Source organism: Endozoicomonas sp. 2B-B, from assembly GCF_053470045.1.
In genome coordinates, this window is sequence record NZ_JBLZMU010000002.1 from 254571 (window position 1) to 271970 (window position 17400).

Consider the following 17400-nt stretch of genomic DNA (forward strand, 5'->3'; position numbering starts at 1 on the left):
GCCCAAACGAGGGTGGGGATATAAGAGCGGACAATACAGGTCGCGGTAAAAGGCTTTGTGATTTCCCAGTGTGGACTGAAACTCAAAACACGCATCCAATCTCACATATCTTTCGATTTTTAACCGAACGACAGTGGACGATAATTAGACTCGGGTCGGGGATGGTTTGTGTTCTGGCATCTTCTTCCTGAAAAATTTTTACCTCATGCAACCTTTGGTTTTTGACAAAAAACGCTTTTTTGATTTGTCACTTTCTCTAACTATCTTTCTTGTCTGTATACCATATGCAAGAGTGCAATGATGAAAAACTCACTCTATGTGGCCATGCTTTTACTGCTTGCCTCATTATCTGTTATCTGTCAGCCCTACCCGTTGACAGAAAGTTTTGTTGTCGAGTTTCAAAAGGATGATGCAGGTTCTTCAATCCAGACTTTTTTTATAAAGCATGACCTCGCTACTCTGTCACGCAACTCGTCAGATATTGCCGACACAAAGGGCTATGCAGAGCCCGATTTATCGCCTCATGATGAACCACATGGACTTAACGTTTACAGGTTAAAAGCCATCCTTATTGAGTCCATTTCATGGCAATTGATTTACGCCACTCATCTGCTGGTGGCTTACGAATGGGTTCTGACCAGCAATGCCCCCCCTTTGAGTGGCAAACCTTATCCATGGCTATTTGTAGAAACGTTTTTAGCTGTCGGCTGGCTTTTGAAAAACTATTGGAAGCCCGATTCATCGCTGTCTGATCTGATAGATCAGCTGAAGGCAAGTCAGGATGACCCGCTTGCAACCATTAATATGATGGTACTTCCTGTCCATGAAAACGGCCAACAAAGTCGGCCATCAGAGTCACCCGGTCAGGAAGCCTCAGGGGCAAGCAGTAATGGACTCTCAGGCTCTCTCACCCGGCTCCTGTCTTCTGACTCTGGCGGCGGTAACGAAAATCCTGAACAACACCAGCAGCATACCCTGGCTTTAAATTGTTACGCTGATTCCTGCAATGGCGTCTGTATATTCCGACTATCATCTGATAGCAGAGAGTCAGCTGAAGGACCGCTGAATTCCGAAAAAAGTACGACAGGAGATACAGGCTCAACACCCGGACAAAGTTCCTGTCCCCGCCCGGAAATCTCTTGCAATCTTCAGATCCAAAATGATTTCGACGGGCAAATTAACCAGCAAGAGCCCATTCCAGCTAACCCAAATTTGCGTCCAATAATTGCAGGGGTAGCCAACAGAACTCGTAAAAGGAGAAACGAATGTCACGCGATAGTGATCGGACAGAATGGAGAGCAGCGGCCATGCGGGATGATCCTCAGGAGTGTCAGAATGTTGTGGCTTCACAGAGGCAAACACCACGTCAGGCCACATTTCTGTGACGTGAGAGTGCCTGAAGAGAATGGCGGACGGCGGCTTTGTGGGAAGATCTTCGGGAATACTGCAGAGCTGCTCCGTCATAAATTAAGGCATGCAATAATGCAGAATAGAAGACTTCATGGAAGGCGTTGAGAGTACAAGCCCGGAACGCGCCATGATCTCACATAACTTTCGTTTTTTTAACAGGACAGAGGAGTTTTTGTCTACCCTGAACAGGGGGATATCCTGCCCTCTTCTTGTCGGCGAATTCTTATCCGGTGAGACCTTTGGCCTTTGAAATAATGCTTTTTTTCTTGCTCTATCAATTTTCTGATCTAACTTTTCCGTTTAGAAAAAACACAAAACAGATGTAAGGATTGAATTTTGAAAAAAACACTCTCTTCCTCATTGCTGTTATTGCTGATGTCAGTGGCTGTTGTCTGTCACGCTGAACCGTTGAAAAGACATTTTATTGTCGAGTTTGAACAGGGTGAAAGTGTCCCAAAAGGGAGCTTCTCTATAAAGTGTGATATTAATTCATTGTCGTGCAATCCGTCACACTTTGCCGACATAAATGATGACGCAGAATCAATTTTACCGCCTGGCGACAAATCAGGCAGTGTTGGCGGCTTCGGCGCAACAAAGTCCCTTGTTGAATCGATCTCGTGGGAGTTGATTTTTGCCACTCATCTGCTGGTTGCTTACAAACTGGTTCTTACCACCAGCGACAACCCTGTGAGTACCAAGGCTGATTCATGGATACCTGTAGAAGCATTTGCTGCTGTCGGCCTGCTTTTGAAAAGCTATTGGAACCCCGATTCACTGCTGTTTAACCCGATGGATCATCGGGAGGCGACCTCTGTGATGACACAGGGGGATGACCCATTTGTGATCAGCACTATGATGCTCTCCGGAAATGGCCAGCAAAAAAGCCAACCACAAAATGAGCAAACCAGTTCATCCGGTCAGCAAGCCTCAGGGACAACAACCAGCACCGGGGTTTCAGGCTCTATCACCGGCTTACTGACGTCGGGCTCGGGCGATGGTGGCGAAAGCCCTGAACAACCCCAACATACTTATGGTTTAAGTTGTTACGCCGGTTCCTGTCATGGCGTTTGTCAACTCCGATCATCACCCCGTAGAACGGCGAATAATGAACAAAGTTTGTTTAGCCAGGTTGTAGAGGGGCTTCTCACTCCCGTCCTGTATTTGGCTGGCATCTATTTTACCCCCTGCGCAGCGCGGACTGGCCAAACGAAACGTTCAGAGGGCCATAGACAACCCCAACATACTTACGGTTTCAATTGTCACATCGATTCCTGTCATGGTGAGTGTAAATTCCGAGCACCATCCGATGGCTGAGACCCGGCGGATACACTTCGTACCGGGCCAATGTTCTACAAAATCTGTGATGTGTGCGGGGCACCCTGCTTGGATGCTCACGCCCATAGAATTAAACTTCATCGCGAGTGCTGATAATGATGCAGTTACTCAAGCGACATTTTCTTACCCGGTGTGACCTTTGGTTTCCAGAATCGTTCCTATGTTGGGACCCACAGAGCCTAAGAGCGTGAAGACCAGAGTTTTACGACACTGTTTGAGCATTGGAACAAGTGGTTGTTTTTGAAAAAATACTTGTTTTCTTGATTTATTAATCTCTTGGTCTAACTTTCCTGTTCAGAAAAAGCACAAAACGCATCTAAGGATTAAGTTTGAAAAAAACACTCTCTTCGTCATTGCTCTTATTGCTGGCGTGGCTGGCTGTTACCTGTCACGCCGAATCGTTGAAAACACATTTTATTGTCGAGTTTGAACACGACGGAGTCGTTTCGGAAGGAAGCTTTTTTGTACAGCGTGATCTTGATGCGTTATCGTATAATCCATCATCCGTCGCAGGCATAAGTGATGACGCAGGACTAATTTTGCCGCCTGATGACAATTCACACAGAGTTGGCGGTTATGGTGCAACAAAGTCCCTTATTGAATCGATCTCGTGGGAATTAATTTACGTTAGTCATCTGCTGGTTGCTTACAAATTGATTCTGACCACCGGCGACACCCCTCTGAGCGCCAAATCTTATTCATGGATGCCCGCAGAGGCGTTTGCCACTCTTGGCTTGCTTTTGAAAAGCTATTGGAACCCCGATTCGCCGCTGTTTAACCCTATGGATCAACTGGACCCGGTACCTATGCTGGCACAGGGGGATCACCCGGTTTTGATCACCACCAAAACAAAACCCGAAAATGGCGAAGGACAAAACGGGCAACAAAACCAACCACAAAGCCAGCCATCTCAATCGCAAGCCTCAGGAACAACTCCCCATCTTACAATTGCTTTGTCCAGCCTCATTTCTTCTGGCTCTGGGGGCGGTAATCAGGGCCCTGAGCAATCCCGGCATACTCTGAGTTTCAATTGTTATGTCGATTCCTGCAATGGCTTTTGCAGACTCCGACAATTCGGTAGCAGTGAATCAGTTGCAGGGGCGCGGAGTTCCGAAAGAAGTTCGACGGGGCACACTAATCGTGACATGACAGGAACGCCAACCTATCAGCTGGGAGTCGGTAGTTCTATACTTATTGTCATTCCATCAATCGCATTTCGCGACCGACAAAACTCAGTAGCAATCGGCCATCTTGCGGCTGGTTTCGACCCCTCGACTACCAGTGAACCTTGGGTTCGTACCGTCATGTCACGCTCAGAAGTCGGCAGGTTCCCATTTGATCGATTTCGGCCATATGGCGTTATGGTAAGCGACGTTCATGGTCATCTTAGGGAGCTTGGGAACCACACTATGGGTTCTAATTGTTCCTTCGATTCCTGCAATGGTTTTTGCAGACTCCGACAATCCGGCGATAGTGGATCAGCTGAAGGGTCGCTGAGATCCGAAGGAAGTTCGGCGGGCCACACTAATCGTGGCATGACGGGAATGCGAAACAATCAACTAGGAGTCGGTGGTTCTTTGCTTATTGTCATTCCATCAATTGCATTTCGCGAACGACAAAACTCAGCAGCAATCGGCCATCTTGTGGCTGGTTTCGACCCCTCGACTACCAGTGAACCTTGGGTTCGTATCTGCATAGGACGTTCAGAAGCTGCCAGGTTCCCACTTGATCGATTTCGGCCATATGGCGTTATGGTAAGCGACACTCATGGTCATCTTAGGGAGCTTGGGAACCATACTATGAGTTCTAATTGTTTCTTCGATTCCTGCAATGGCTTTTGCAGACTCGGAGAATCCGGTGGATCAACTGAAGTGTCGCTGAGATCCGAAGGAAGTTCGGCGGGCCGAACACAAACCTTTCAGCCACAAGCTGGTGGATCTTCGGTTAGTGTCATGCCATCAAGTTCAAGTGGTGAAGGACAAAACTGGCGACAAAGCCAGCCATCTCAATCGCAAGCCTCAGGAGCAAGCTTACATTTTCTGCCTGGTTTCAACCTCACGTCTTGCGGCTTTGGCCGTGGATCTTCGTTTCTTAACGCCCTATCAGCCGTGTCATTATCAATTTCGCGACTTCCGCCAATAAGCGACGCTCATAATCATTCAACGGAGCTTGCGGGCATTGCGGAAGATTCCAGCGATACCCATGGAGCAGGGTGGGATGTTGATTACGATATGGATGTCGATCCCTATGAAGAGTAGTCCACAGTGTTCAATAAACCTGTGAATTGTTCCCGGGCTCCAGAGGTTGTCACAAAGCTCTGGTTCCCACGCTGGGACCCACAGGGCCCGGGCGTAGGAATGCGTTGCGAGAGTTATGCGATACCGGCAAAAGCCAGAGGTTTGGGGGTCTCAAACTTTATTACAATGCAGCAATGAAGTTTTTCAGGGTAATAATAATCAAAACCAGTACCATCAGGGAAAAGTCCAATCCTCCCAAAGGCGGAATTACCCGTCTGATCCTGCTGCTCAGAGGCTCGGTCAGTTGATGCAGCAGCATCAGGCCCGGGTTGTAACTGCCGGGTGCTACCCAGCTGGCAATAGCGATGACGATCAGGCTGAACATATAAATGTTCAAAACTTCACCTGCCAGCTCCTTAAGGCTGACAATCAGCACCTGGGGAAAAGGAATCGCATTAGCGGCAATACCCTGAACCATAAAGAGTACGTAAACCAGCAGTATCTGCAAGATCAGGGCAAGGACCAGAGCAGCCAGATCCAGACCACCCATTCCCGGAATTACTTTCCTGAGAGGATTCAGTAGCGGCGAAGTGACTTTGACAATGGCCTGGGAGATGGGGTTATAAAAGTCTGCTTTAACCAATTGCAGCAGAAAGCGCAGCAGTACAGCCATGATATACAGACCTCCCAGGGTCTGTATCAGAAAGACGAGGCTGGAGGAGAGTGCTGACATAAAAATCCTTCGTGTTTAAACAGCCATGGTTAAATAAAAGTGAGCAAGCCGGGGAAGCAAGGTGGCTTATGTGGCTGAGCCCAGTGTCCTGACCAGTTTACTATGAAACTTCCGGGTGCGGGAAATAGAGGCTCCTAGTCAGCCAGTTGTTCTGCCAGTTCCGCACCCCTTTCTTTTGCGGCCTTAACCGCCTTGTAAACCACCGCTTCAAAGCCTTCCTGTCGGAAGGTTTTCAAAGCCCGTTCAGTGGTTCCGCCGGGAGAGGTGACTCTTCTGCGAAGCTCGGCAGCATCAACACCACTCTGAACGGCCATGTTTGCAGCTCCCAGAGCGGTTTGCAATGAAAAACGTTCAGCGGTTTCATGATCCAGCCCCAGCCTGACCCCAGCTTCTGCCATGGCTTCCATCATCAGGAAAAAGTAAGCCGGACCCGAACCTGATAAGGCGGTGATGGTATCGACCTGTTCTTCTTTGTCCAGCCAGTGAAGAATGCCAATGGGTGAAAAAATCTCATTGGCAATGGCTTTCAGTTCATCCGTTACCCGGGGATTGGCGAACAGGCCTGTCGCACCACAATGCAGAAGTGATGGCGTATTGGGCATACTGCGGACAATGGGCAGGCCGCCGCCAGTCCAGACATCCAGACTATCCAGGCGGATACCGGCAGCTACAGAAATAATGAAGGGCTTATGCGCCTGAAGCACGGAGGCCAGTTCAATCAGAACCGCTCTCATCATCTGAGGTTTAACAGCAAGCACCACAATTTCAGCCTTTTCTGCTGCTTCCAGATTGCTGGTAGAGGTATGAATACCGAGTTGGTCAGAACATTTTCTGGCACTTTCCTGCGTTTGGCAGGAAGCGAATATTCTCTCTTTCGGCCAGCCGTGTTCAATCAATCCACCCATGATGCTGCTGGCCATATTGCCAGCACCGATGAATGCGATGGTCTTATTGGTCATTCCTGACTCCTTGATGGTTCTGACTTCTGGCCCCGAAAAGAGCCGTACCAATGCGAACCATGGTTGCCCCTTCAGCAATGGCTGCCTCCAGGTCACTGGTCATTCCCATGGACAATGTGTCCATAGTTAGATGGTGCTCACGGTTAAGAGATTCAAGGGCATTTGCCAGCTTTTTAAAGGGAGCCCGCTGTTTAACTTCATCTTCTTCCGGTGCGGGTATTGCCATCAGTCCGCGCAGCTGAAGCCTGGGGAGTTGGGATATGGCTGCTGCCAGTTCAGGAAGTTCTGTCAGAGTGACCCCGGATTTACTTTCTTCTTCGCTGATATTGACCTGAAGACAGATATTCAGGGGCGGAAGTTGTTCCGGGCGCTGATCATTGAGTCGTTGGGCAATTTTAAAACGATCGACACTGTGTACCCATTGGAAGTGACTGGCAATATCGCGGGTTTTGTTCGATTGGATCGGTCCGATAAAATGCCAGACCAACCCTTCCAGATCGCTGAGTTGGGTTATTTTATCCACAGCCTCCTGCAAATAGTTTTCGCCAAAATCCCTCTGACCCAGCTGCCAGGCCTCGGCAATCATCCCGGCAGGTTTGGTTTTACTGACTGCCAGAAGTTTTACCTGACTTTCCCGGCCGCTGGCTTGCTCAGCTTTGTGAATTCTTTCAAAAACCTGGTCGAATTGACTTTTTAATAAGGTCATCAGCCTGTACAGTAGTTGGTTAATAGGTAGAAACCGATATTTCGGTTGAACATAAGAAGGAGTCCCGGTCTATTTTACCTGCGTCCGGGTTTCAGGGGGAAATTCATGGACATAACCGAACTGCTGGCCTTCAGTCACAAGCAAGGCGCTTCGGATCTTCACATCTCAGCCGGCCTGCCACCCATGATTCGTATAGACGGGGATATTCGCCGGATTAACCTGCCTCCCATGGATCACAAGCACGTTCACAGCCTGATCTATGACGTCATGAACGACAAGCAGCGAAAAGACTACGAAGAGAAGCTGGAAACTGACTTTTCGTTTGAAGTCCCCGGCGTCGCCCGCTTTCGTGTCAACGCCTTTAACCAGAGCCGCGGAGCCGGTGCTGTATTTCGTACTATCCCCAGTAAAGTGCTTTCGATGGATGAACTGGGCATGGGTCAGGTGTTCAAGGATATTGCTCTGAAGCCCCGGGGGCTGGTACTGGTGACGGGCCCTACAGGTTCCGGTAAGAGTACCAGTCTGGCGGCCATGATGGATTACATCAATGACAACAAGTATGAGCATATACTAACCATCGAAGACCCCATTGAATTTGTTCACACCTCCAAAAAATGTCTGGTCAACCAGCGGGAAGTTCACAGGGATACCCACAGTTTCAGCGACGCACTGCGCTCGGCACTTCGTGAAGACCCCGATATTATCCTGGTGGGTGAGATGCGCGATCTTGAAACCATTCGTCTTGCGCTGACGGCTGCAGAAACCGGTCACCTGGTTTTTGGAACTCTGCATACCACCTCCGCAGCCAAGACGATAGACCGTGTGGTGGACGTATTCCCGGGAGCTGAAAAAGCCATGGTGCGCTCCATGCTTTCAGAATCCCTGCAGGCAGTTATCTCCCAGACCCTGCTCAAGAAAAACGGCGGCGGACGTGTGGCAGCCCACGAGATTATGATCGGTACTCCTGCTATTCGTAACCTGATTCGCGAAGACAAGATTGCCCAGATGTACTCTTCCATCCAGACCGGAGGTGCCCTGGGTATGCAGACACTTGACCAGTGTCTCCACGAGCTGGTGAGAAAAGGCTTGATTGCCAAAGATGTGGCTCAGGAAAAAGCCCGGGACCCGGAAAACTTTTAACCATGGATATCAATCGTTTACTAAAAGTGATGGCCGAAAAGAAGGCCTCTGACTTATTTATCACGGCTGGCTTTCCACCCAGTTTTAAACTCAATGGCAGGATTGTTCCTGTCACCAGGGAACCTCTGGCACCTGCCATGACCCGGGACATGGTCTACGGTGTGATGGATGAGGATCAAAAAGCCGAATTTAATCGCGAGCATGAATGCAACTTTGCAATATCAGCCTCTGGAATAGGCCGCTTTCGTGTCAGTGCTTTCTACCAGCGAAATTTGGCTGGCATGGTATTGAGAAGGATTGAGACCCAGATCCCGACACTGGATCAGCTGAAGTTGCCGAAGGTGATTAAAGACCTTTCTATGACCAGAAGAGGCCTTGTGCTTTTTGTTGGGGCGACCGGTGTTGGTAAATCGACTTCCCTTGCGGCGATGCTCGGGCATCGGAATGAACATGCCTGCGGGCACATCATCAGTATTGAAGACCCGATCGAATTTATCCATCAGCATCGCAAATCCATTGTCACCCAGCGTGAAGTAGGCATTGATACAGAGTCGTATGCCGTGGCTCTGAAAAACACCCTGCGACAGGCACCGGATGTCATCATGATTGGTGAAATAAGGACCCGTGAAACTATGGAATATGCCCTGGCATTCGCAGAGACAGGGCATCTCTGTCTGGCGACACTGCACGCAAATAATGCTAATCAGGCACTGGAAAGGATCATCCATTTCTTCCCGGCGGATCGTCATAGTCAGATATGGATGGATTTATCCCTGAACCTGAAAGGCCTGGTTGCCCAGCAGCTGGTGAGAACCCGGGATGGCAAAGATCGCCGGGCAGCCGTTGAAGTCCTTCTCAATACACCCTTGATTCAGGATACTATCCTTCACGGCAATGTTCATGAACTCAAGACCATTATGAAGAAGTCCCGCGAGCTGGGTATGCAAACCTTTGATCAGGCGTTGTTTGAGCTTTATAACAATCGAGAAATCACCTACGAAGAAGCTCTGGCGCATGCGGATTCACCCAACGATCTGCGTCTCATGATCAAGCTGGGGCCAGAGGCTGATGGGGAGCATCTGACCAAAATGGCAGACAAGCTTAGTTTGCAGCATGAGGAGATCTATTAGAGCCCGATTGAAGCCCGGTATCAGAGCCCCTTGAGGGAGGGAGTATCGTAGTCCGGGCACTCTTTAATGTAATTCTGTTGAAGGGTTACAAAATCCTCTTTGGTGAAAATATCGGTATGGATGTCTGCTTTGGTGAGACGGTTCAGGCAGCGTTCCTGCTTTGTCGCCGTTTCACGCAATTCTCTTGGCAGCAGAATGACGTTCACCAGCTCTCTGTTGCCTTTCATATCCACCTGCTCCACTAAACTGCCTATGCAACATAGCGCACAATCTGGCAGGCCTTTCGTCATTCGCTGTGCGTAGTCTGCCTTCATCCCGTAACCAACGAGCGCACTGGGTGTTACTTTGCGCCGGATCTCAAATTTCTGAGGCGAAATAATAGACAGGTGTTCAATACTTCCGAAGCAGCGATCACCGCCTTCAACGAGCAAAGTCTGGGTCAGTGTCGTGTTATTGGGGACCTGCTTTTGCAGTGAGATACCCTCAACCAGAAAAGCATGGCTAAATGTGCCGCTGCCTCCGTAACTGACAGAATAACTCATCAACACCTGCTGGTTTTCCATCTGCCCAATCAATGTATAGCTGGAATAAGTGGGTAAACCGGTTTCACTGTTGTATTCGGGTTGATCATTTTTTTCAAAAACAGCCTGCCATGGGGTAGGCTGCTTGAAAGGGTAACTGAGGTATTTGTTCATGCAGTCATTCAGGTCGATGGTCTTCTTGCCTGACGACTGGCTGCCTGCTTCCAGATTGGCGAAAGGTTCAAAGCAGAGAGGGTGAATAATGTCCCTCTCACCGGCCTGGGATTTCAGGCACAGGGTAGCCAGAAACAGAATAAACAGAGTTGAAAGAGCGTAGCTAGAGTACCGGGTTGTTCTCATCGTTCATCCAGCCTTCCAGTATGATTTGTGCTGCCATACCATCGACGGGACTAGAGCCATAGTGCCCACTGTGGCCCAGTTTGTTTGCCCAGTCTTTGGCTTCAAAAGAGCTTAGACGCTCATCCGCTTCGAAGAAAGGCAGGTTGTAACGACCATGGAGACGTTTGCCGAACTTTCTGGCTCGCATCGACATCGGGGACTCGGTGCCGTCCATATTCAGAGGGATACCCACCACGACGGCATCCGGCTGCCATTCTTCAATCAGCGCAGCAACATCGGTCCAGTTTGGAATACCATCTTTTGCTTTGATAGAAGGTAATGCTGTCGCCGTTCGAGTCACAGCCTGACCGACAGCCACACCAATATTACGTGTACCAAAGTCAAAGCCCATCAGGGTATTCAGTTTTTTTTCAGTCATGTTTTCTTTAACGTTGCCAGAGTGAGCCTTTTGCTGAGGGGGGCTATGAGTGGCCAACCTGATCAGAGAGCAGCCGAAGATCGACGCCCAATGAGTTGGCGGCAGCATCCAGACGTCGCTGGAAAGGCGTTTCGAAAATAATCTGTTGATTGGCCTTGCAGGTGAGCCAGGCATTATCAGACAACTCTTTTTCAAGTTGACCGCCACCCCAGCCGGCATAGCCCAGGGCCACCAGTGAAGCATCAGGGCCTTCATCCCGGGCCATGGCGAACAGAATGTCCCTGGAAGTGGTTAGCGCAAGCCCATGACTGATTTCAAGACTGGAATCCCATCGATCGCTGCCAGAGTGGAGAACAAAGCCCCTTTCAATCGCCACCGGGCCGCCGGCATAAATGGTGTCGGGACTGAGAAAGCATTCGTCCGCATCGCTGATGCCTACCTGACTGAACACTTCACCCAGCGTCAGATCGGTCGGGCGATTAACGATGATTCCCAATGCGCCGCCGGGATTGTGTTCACAAACCAGAGTCAGAGTACCCGCAAAAGAAGTATCTGCCATGCGAGGCATAGCAATCAGGAAGTGGTTTTTGAGGCTTTGAAAGGTTTCACTACTCATGGTGGGAGTATCAGGGCAAACGGTCCCGATGGCAAATAAAGTGCTCAATGAATATTCGCTCAGAAACCTTACTGGCTAAATAGTCTGTCACCTTTTTCAAAGCGCCAGGTACGAATGATCTCGACAATGTCGTAATCCCGTAAATCGTCAGTGAAGGGTGCGTAGGGAGAAGCTAACCTGACAATTCGGAGAGCCGCATCATCTAAAACGCTGTAACCCGAAGATTTTAAGATTTCGACACTGGACAGAGTGCCATCACGGTTAATTGCCACCATCATACGGAGCTCGCCGTACAGTTGTTGTTGGCGGGCTTTGGCAGGGTAGTTCAGGTTACCGATACGTTCGACCTTCTGTTTCCAGGCATTTTTGTAAGCGGCACCGGGCTCAAGCATGGTTGAGGCTGAGGTCAGTCGTTTCACATTAGGGCGCCTGGCATAGGCCTGGCGCTGGTCACTGAGTTGAGCTTCGAGGCTGGCAATCTCCTGACGCAGATCGATCTGTTTGCTGAACTCAGCCTTTTTGGGCTGTTCATCTGTGGGCTGGTCAATAACGTCAGTGTCCTGAACTTTTTTTTCACTCTCAGCCCGGGTAACGACCTGAGATGTTTTCTTTGCTTGCGTTTCAGGCGCAGCAGCTTCCTGTGGCTGAAGCTCAACCTCGTTGATTTTGTTGTCCTGTATGTCGGCTTTTCGGTCGGTAGTGGGTGTGGCTTTTTTTTCAAGTGTGCCACTGCCCTGCTGATTCAGCTGGGCCAGGAAGTCGGCATCTTCCGGCTTTTTCTGGCTCTTGTAGGTCGCAAGGGTGACTTCAAGCGTTTTCGGAGGTGGAGCTTTGTCTTCAAGTCCAAAAGACAGACCGAGCACAATCACGGCATGAATAGCGGCTGCCATAAAAACGGTAAAGCCTAGGCGGTCGGCAGAAGAAACGGTCGTCATTGACGGAGTGGGCCTCTTGGGTAGTGCATCCTGAATCTTATAGTTGATCTCCCTGGGGCCTGGAAGGTTATCACAATACCTCACCAGCTACATAAGCATTGTCATCAATGAGCATAGGGTACGCAAGTACTGCTTGCGGGGTTTGGGGACATATTTCCAATGGGTATAGGTGTCAGGCCTACTCATTTGCCGTATGGTAACGAAAATTGTGTATTATTGAGGTCTGAGAAAGTTCGGTACACCCATCATTATGAAATTTACATTTAAAAATCTGGGGTATGTGGATCAGGGATCAATAGAGTTGGGAGATATGACTCTGATCTGTGGTCCAAATAATGTCGGCAAAACCTGGCTCAACTACGCTATGTATGGCTTGTTGAAAGATTACCCTTTTATAGCCTCGTTTAATCTTGAACCTGAGATTTTTAAGAATTTGAAGGAGCATGGAACTGCAAAGCTCTCGTTGACAGACTATGCGGGAAAGCTCGATCAGATTCTCAAGAACATGTCTGATCGTTTTAGCCACAATCTTGGGAAGTACTTCAACACGGATTCCGACCTGATGTCGAAAGCCAGGGTGGGTCTGAAGCTTGAAAACTATACGCTGGATTTGAGTGAAAATATCCATCGAGTAGTGAGATTGGGTAGAAAGGATGTGCTACTTGTCTCTAAAGAGGCAGGGGATAATACTCTTATTGTCACGCTTCAGGATACTGATTCAGATCTACCTGAGCCTGCCATTATTGATATTGTAGAGCGGGAGCTGGCCAGGACGCTTCTTGGTGCTTGCATATTGACACCTTTTGTACTGACTTCTGAAAGGACTGGTATTTCTCTTTTCTATAAAGAGCTGGATCTTAGTAAGAATATTCTGGTTGAGCATTTGTCCGATAGCAGCAAAAAGGGGATTAACCCATTCAAGTTGTTGAATAGTATGCGTTCCAGATACGCAGAACCTATTAAGGATAATATCGATATTATTCGTGATACTGATAATATTGCAAAGAAAAAAAGTTTTCTTAAAGAAGATAAAGCAGGTGAATACAAGCCTGTTTTTGATGCGTTAAGAGAGATTATTGGTGGCGGTTTTAAAACTGTAAATGACCAGGTCCTTTATCAACCTGTTAAAGAGCGAAACAGGGATAAAACTGCTCTACCCATCTATCTGGCTTCTTCTTCGATTAAGTCACTGTTTTTGTTGGATCTGTATATCAATTCTATAGCTGAAAAAAACAGTGTTCTGATTATTGATGAGCCAGAGTTAAATCTTCACCCAGATAAGCAAAGGCAAATGGCCAAGTTACTGACCAGGTTAGTTAATGCTGGTATTAAAGTTGTTATGACTACTCACAGCGATTTTCTGGTGCGTGAAATAAATAACAGAATCATGCTTAATGTTGATTTCAAAGGGCGATCCCACCTCATGAAAGAACATAAGATGGTCAAAGAAGATATATTACGGCCAGAACAGGTTAAGGCGTACACAGTACACTCTGATCATAAAGTTCATCAGTTGGAGGTCACTGAAGAGGGTATTGATACCGATGTTTTTGATCAAAAAATAGAGGATGCCAATACATTGCAAGATGACATTTATTATCAGATGTATTGAATTCAGGGGCTTGGTTTTATGAGATCTGAATTTCTTGCTTTGCTTGCACCAGAGGTTATATTGCCCATAGTGGAAAGGTCAGGCATGCTTACAGTTACTGTTAAAGAAACTGGAGCAGATGCAAAACTCAGGAGTCTGGAAATAACAGGCCTTACTAATGGAGATATTGCTTTTACTCTGGATTATCGGTCATCTGGTCGTTTGAAAGCATGTTTTAAACAGCTTTCATGCTATCTAAATGTTCAGCATGACAAAGTTAATAAAAGCTGTGATTTTGTTATTTTGACAAGAAACAAAGGGAGTTTAATTGCTGTTGTTGGCGATATGAAATCAAATAAACCAAGAGAAAGTGAGTTAAGGCTACAGCTTCAGAACTCTGAGCTTTTTGTTGAGTATCTATTTTCTCTTGCTAAAACATGGCACTCGGTTAAAGAAGAATTATCCTTCAAGAGGGTTTGTGTTCATACCGGAAAGTCAATGATTAAGAAAAGATTAACAAGGGTAAAAAGATCATCCAATAAAGAGGATGGTAAAGTACACTTCCATTCAGTTCGAGGCAGGATAGCAAGAATACGGCTGAACGAATTAATAGAATGAATTGATACAAGCCGTGCTTATGTCTCCATCCTCACAGTACGGGGTTTTATACTCATTAGATAGTTTTACTTGAGTAAAACCCTGTCGTGGTTGTACTTGAGTAAAACATCAGGAGAAAAGTACCATGACATCTATAGCTGTCAGAAAGTCCGGTGGAGCAAGTATCGTCAGTATACCCAAAGCTGTACTGAAAACCTTGGGGATAAGAGTAGAGAAATCGCCGGAATCAATAATCGATCAATCAGACAAGATAGCGAAGTTAATTATCTCCTGAGAATTTATTAATCACTATCGATTGTTAGTCTTGCCAACAGAGTTGTCATTATAGTCAGGATGACTTTTCTATATCTTTTTAAAACATATTTAAGTACCTGGCCAGTTGGTTTCGCATATTCTGGCGAGTGGATTTTTTCATCCTTCAAGGCGCAACGACGGGCGCGTAGCCTTAGCTACGCAACCAGAGTTGGAACGCAGAAGGGTGGAAAAAGCCGCCGTCCAGAATATGCGAAACCAACTGGTTAGGTACTTACTGCTTATCCAAAGTGATAGGTATCTTGATTAACTTCCACGGAGGTAATTGATATGAATACTCAAGGATATTCAGCTGCCACTTATATTCATAGATTGGATAATATGATGATCGACCGAACACTCATTGATGGAATTAGTGGGTTCGAAGGTGGTGAGAAAAAAGCAATATTTTACTCGGAGCAAGCAAATAGAAATTACCATGTTTCTGTCCGCCCCAGTAATCATACATATAGATTTGTTGATGTCGATGTCACCGCTGAAACAGGCAGGAAAAATATTTTTAGCCGTATTATTGGTGCAGTTTTTGACGCATTTAAAAGGTTTGATGAAAATAAGATGAAAGTTTTTGGAACTCGTGCGCACCAGATGAAGAATAAACTTGAAAATGATATTCTGAATAAGGCTATAGATACTGCTATTGATCGAGCTAAAGATATTTGCAATAAACCTGACGACGATAAAAAGATTATCGAAGATGGATTTAAAGCCGCAACTCAGTTTAATAAAAAATTTGGTATTATAGAGGTTGAAAATGAAACTCGTTTTACCCTGGCAAAATCTCTTTTTAAAAAATATGGTGATGATTCTTTGCTTCTTGAATTGTATCTGGAAATTAAAAGCCATGTCTTGTGGTTTGAAGAAAACCTTATGCGCCTTTTAGGCAACGAAGCCTGGTTGTATTACAACAAAATGGAATCCAGGCTTCTTAAAATCGAAGAAATATTGAATCGAGAAATTTATGTCAGGATCAAATGAATTGGACTGGTTTAGATTGAAATGATTTTCGATGAACAGGGGGGGGTAAAAAAATCCCCCTCCTTTTTTTAACTCGTTTCCACGCTGGAGCATGAGAACGAGAAACCTTCTTCCCGGTGAATTTACCCGTTGCAACCTTTGGTTTTTGACAGAAATATGCACTTGTCCTGTTACTGGTCTACTTTGCACGTACAGAAATAAAAAGTGTATAGACGTAGTGATGAGAAAAAGACTTCCTGCGGCGATTCTTTTGCTGCTGCTTCCGATGTCTGTTATTTGCCTGGCTGAAAAGTTGACAAGAGGTTTTGTTGTCGAGCTTGCACAGGATCAGGATGCAGACCGGTTTTTTTCTATAAAGCCTAACCTGAATTCATTGTCGGGCAGCTCGTCAGGCATTGATGACACAAACGGCCATACAGACTCGGGTTTACTGGCTGATTTTACACCCGGTGGGCTTAACGGTTACGGGTTAGCAGACACCTTTACCGAGTCAATTTCATGGCAATTGTTTTACGCCACTCAACTGCTGGTCGCCTGCGGACTGGCTCTGACCAACCATGAAGCTCCCCTGGGCTCCAAACCTGATTCGTGGCTACCTGAAGAAGCACTTATCACCGTCGGCTTGCTTTTGAAAAGCTTTTGGGACCCTGATTCATCGTTGTTCAACCCGTCGGGTCAACCGGAGGCAATTTCTATTTCGACACAGAGAGATCATCCGTTTGAGATCACCACCATGGTGCTGCCCGGGCAGTGTGAACAAAAAAATGACCCGGCAAACCAGCCATCAGCATCATCCGGTCAGCAGGTCTCAGGAACAACTAACCAACCTGGAGCTTCTTTCATCAGCCCTCTGGATTTCGGCTCTGGCGACGGTAACGGAGACCCTGAACATCAACACCAACATACTTACGGTTTAGATTGTTACGCTGGTTCCTGTCATGGTGTTTGTCAGTTACGACCGCCATCCGATGGCAGTGAGCTGGCTGAATCAGGCGATGATGAGTGCCCTATATGCCTCCAAAAGTTCACTGATTTGTATGTTGTTTCCTGTTGTTCGAAGAAAATTGACAAACACTGTTTGCGAAGGATATTTCAGACCACTCGGCGATCATTAATAAAAGCCTGCCCATTTTGCAGAGCAGACATGAGTTCTACAGCACAATTACCGGATTTTGCAGTAAGCGGAGAGGCGCAGCAGGACTTACCAGGTTCTTATAACGAGCCCCAGCCCCCTTTTACCATTTCCACACAGGCGGCTTATTTCGCTGCCACATCAATAGCAGGGGGGCACCTGACCTGTGGCTTGGCCACAATCAACGAAGATGGCATGGTGCGGCCATGCAGGGCGGTCTTCACGAATGCCTCAGCCCTGTTGGCTCACGCAAGACTAGTGTAGTGCGACCT

The 17400-nt window shown here is 47.3% G+C and carries 17 protein-coding genes; 10 read left to right on the forward strand and 7 right to left on the reverse strand.

Features of this window, described 5'->3' with window-relative positions; translation table 11 throughout:
• The first annotated feature begins 297 nt into the window (after positions 1–297).
• The 3 genes from ACOMHB_RS25375 to ACOMHB_RS25385 all read left to right on the forward strand — a co-directional run bounded on the left by ACOMHB_RS25375 (position 298) and on the right by ACOMHB_RS25385 (position 5003).
• Entirely contained in the window at positions 298–1515 is a 1218-nt protein-coding gene (locus ACOMHB_RS25375; RefSeq protein WP_448218843.1) for a hypothetical protein, read from the forward strand.
• A 231-nt stretch (positions 1516–1746) separates the two neighbouring features.
• Positions 1747–2724 (forward strand): hypothetical protein, encoded by a 978-nt coding sequence (locus ACOMHB_RS25380; RefSeq protein ID WP_448218844.1) that lies wholly within the window; start codon positions 1747–1749, stop codon positions 2722–2724.
• A 350-nt stretch (positions 2725–3074) separates the two neighbouring features.
• Positions 3075–5003, forward strand: coding sequence for a hypothetical protein (locus ACOMHB_RS25385; RefSeq protein ID WP_448218845.1), 1929 nt, complete (start codon positions 3075–3077; stop codon positions 5001–5003).
• A 160-nt stretch (positions 5004–5163) separates the two neighbouring features.
• On the opposite strand, the gene ACOMHB_RS25390 is transcribed toward ACOMHB_RS25385, so the two are convergent.
• From ACOMHB_RS25390 to ACOMHB_RS25400, 3 genes are all read right to left on the reverse strand, one after another.
• Positions 5164–5715, reverse strand: a complete 552-nt coding sequence (locus ACOMHB_RS25390; protein ID WP_422139181.1) for a YggT family protein — start codon at positions 5713–5715, stop codon at positions 5164–5166.
• Between the two features lie 134 nt (positions 5716–5849).
• On the reverse strand, positions 5850–6674 hold the full coding sequence (gene proC / locus ACOMHB_RS25395; protein ID WP_448218846.1) for a pyrroline-5-carboxylate reductase: 825 nt from the start codon (positions 6672–6674) through the stop codon (positions 5850–5852).
• Complete coding sequence (locus ACOMHB_RS25400; RefSeq protein ID WP_422135729.1) at positions 6664–7380, reverse strand: YggS family pyridoxal phosphate-dependent enzyme; 717 nt, start codon at positions 7378–7380, stop codon at positions 6664–6666. The genes proC and ACOMHB_RS25400 overlap by 11 nt, the downstream gene beginning before the upstream one ends.
• A gap of 105 nt (positions 7381–7485) precedes the next feature.
• Between ACOMHB_RS25400 and ACOMHB_RS25405 the strand changes: the two genes are divergently transcribed.
• Both ACOMHB_RS25405 and ACOMHB_RS25410 read left to right on the forward strand, forming a co-directional pair.
• The gene (locus ACOMHB_RS25405; RefSeq protein ID WP_422135728.1) at positions 7486–8520 is read left to right on the forward strand and encodes a type IV pilus twitching motility protein PilT; all 1035 of its coding nucleotides are present in this window, start codon (positions 7486–7488) and stop codon (positions 8518–8520) included.
• A 2-nt stretch (positions 8521–8522) separates the two neighbouring features.
• Complete coding sequence (locus ACOMHB_RS25410; RefSeq protein WP_448218847.1) at positions 8523–9650, forward strand: PilT/PilU family type 4a pilus ATPase; 1128 nt, start codon at positions 8523–8525, stop codon at positions 9648–9650.
• A gap of 20 nt (positions 9651–9670) precedes the next feature.
• Here ACOMHB_RS25410 and ACOMHB_RS25415 read toward each other — a convergent pair whose 3' ends face one another.
• From ACOMHB_RS25415 to ACOMHB_RS25430, 4 genes are read right to left on the reverse strand one after another with little or no spacing between them, the layout of a single operon-like run.
• A complete protein-coding gene (locus tag ACOMHB_RS25415; protein ID WP_448218848.1) occupies positions 9671–10531 on the reverse strand; it encodes a hypothetical protein in 861 nt (286 codons plus the stop codon).
• Complete coding sequence (gene ruvX / locus ACOMHB_RS25420; protein ID WP_422135725.1) at positions 10509–10949, reverse strand: Holliday junction resolvase RuvX; 441 nt, start codon at positions 10947–10949, stop codon at positions 10509–10511. Before ruvX ends, ACOMHB_RS25415 begins: the two co-directional genes overlap by 23 nt.
• A 43-nt stretch (positions 10950–10992) precedes the next feature.
• Complete coding sequence (locus ACOMHB_RS25425) at positions 10993–11613, reverse strand: YqgE/AlgH family protein (RefSeq protein ID WP_448218849.1); 621 nt, start codon at positions 11611–11613, stop codon at positions 10993–10995.
• A 20-nt stretch (positions 11614–11633) separates the two neighbouring features.
• Entirely contained in the window at positions 11634–12500 is an 867-nt protein-coding gene (locus tag ACOMHB_RS25430; RefSeq protein ID WP_448218850.1) for an energy transducer TonB, read from the reverse strand.
• Between the two features lie 250 nt (positions 12501–12750).
• On the opposite strand from ACOMHB_RS25430, the gene ACOMHB_RS25435 reads away from it, so the two are divergent.
• The 5 genes from ACOMHB_RS25435 to ACOMHB_RS25455 all read left to right on the forward strand — a co-directional run bounded on the left by ACOMHB_RS25435 (position 12751) and on the right by ACOMHB_RS25455 (position 17392).
• Positions 12751–14112 carry an AAA family ATPase gene (locus ACOMHB_RS25435; RefSeq protein ID WP_448218851.1) on the forward strand — a complete coding sequence of 454 codons (1362 nt, stop codon included), beginning with the start codon at positions 12751–12753 and terminating at the stop codon, positions 14110–14112.
• 18 nt (positions 14113–14130) lie between these two features.
• A complete protein-coding gene (locus tag ACOMHB_RS25440) occupies positions 14131–14709 on the forward strand; it encodes a hypothetical protein (protein WP_448218852.1) in 579 nt (192 codons plus the stop codon).
• 124 nt (positions 14710–14833) lie between these two features.
• Entirely contained in the window at positions 14834–14983 is a 150-nt protein-coding gene (locus ACOMHB_RS25445) for a hypothetical protein (RefSeq protein ID WP_448218853.1), read from the forward strand.
• 308 nt (positions 14984–15291) lie between these two features.
• Positions 15292–15996: a hypothetical protein gene (locus tag ACOMHB_RS25450; protein ID WP_448218854.1), complete on the forward strand. Its 705-nt coding sequence runs from the start codon at positions 15292–15294 to the stop codon at positions 15994–15996.
• Between the two features lie 220 nt (positions 15997–16216).
• Entirely contained in the window at positions 16217–17392 is a 1176-nt protein-coding gene (locus tag ACOMHB_RS25455; RefSeq protein WP_448218855.1) for an RING finger protein, read from the forward strand.
• Positions 17393–17400 lie beyond the last annotated feature (8 nt).

Bases quoted from the DNA above. Each gene is read 5' to 3' on its own strand.
- ACOMHB_RS25375 (WP_448218843.1), top strand. From the start codon at position 298: ATGATGAAAAACTCACTCTATGTGGCCATGCTTTTACTGCTTGCCTCA.
- ACOMHB_RS25390 (WP_422139181.1), bottom strand. From the start codon at position 5,715: ATGTCAGCACTCTCCTCCAGCCTCGTCTTTCTGATACAGACCCTGGGA.
- proC (WP_448218846.1), bottom strand. From the start codon at position 6,674: ATGACCAATAAGACCATCGCATTCATCGGTGCTGGCAATATGGCCAGC.
- ACOMHB_RS25400 (WP_422135729.1), bottom strand. From the start codon at position 7,380: ATGACCTTATTAAAAAGTCAATTCGACCAGGTTTTTGAAAGAATTCAC.
- ACOMHB_RS25405 (WP_422135728.1), top strand. From the start codon at position 7,486: ATGGACATAACCGAACTGCTGGCCTTCAGTCACAAGCAAGGCGCTTCG.
- ACOMHB_RS25410 (WP_448218847.1), top strand. From the start codon at position 8,523: ATGGATATCAATCGTTTACTAAAAGTGATGGCCGAAAAGAAGGCCTCT.
- ACOMHB_RS25415 (WP_448218848.1), bottom strand. From the start codon at position 10,531: ATGAGAACAACCCGGTACTCTAGCTACGCTCTTTCAACTCTGTTTATT.
- ruvX (WP_422135725.1), bottom strand. From the start codon at position 10,949: ATGACTGAAAAAAAACTGAATACCCTGATGGGCTTTGACTTTGGTACA.
- ACOMHB_RS25430 (WP_448218850.1), bottom strand. From the start codon at position 12,500: ATGACGACCGTTTCTTCTGCCGACCGCCTAGGCTTTACCGTTTTTATG.
- ACOMHB_RS25435 (WP_448218851.1), top strand. From the start codon at position 12,751: ATGAAATTTACATTTAAAAATCTGGGGTATGTGGATCAGGGATCAATA.
- ACOMHB_RS25440 (WP_448218852.1), top strand. From the start codon at position 14,131: ATGAGATCTGAATTTCTTGCTTTGCTTGCACCAGAGGTTATATTGCCC.
- ACOMHB_RS25445 (WP_448218853.1), top strand. From the start codon at position 14,834: ATGACATCTATAGCTGTCAGAAAGTCCGGTGGAGCAAGTATCGTCAGT.
- ACOMHB_RS25450 (WP_448218854.1), top strand. From the start codon at position 15,292: ATGAATACTCAAGGATATTCAGCTGCCACTTATATTCATAGATTGGAT.
- ACOMHB_RS25455 (WP_448218855.1), top strand. From the start codon at position 16,217: ATGAGAAAAAGACTTCCTGCGGCGATTCTTTTGCTGCTGCTTCCGATG.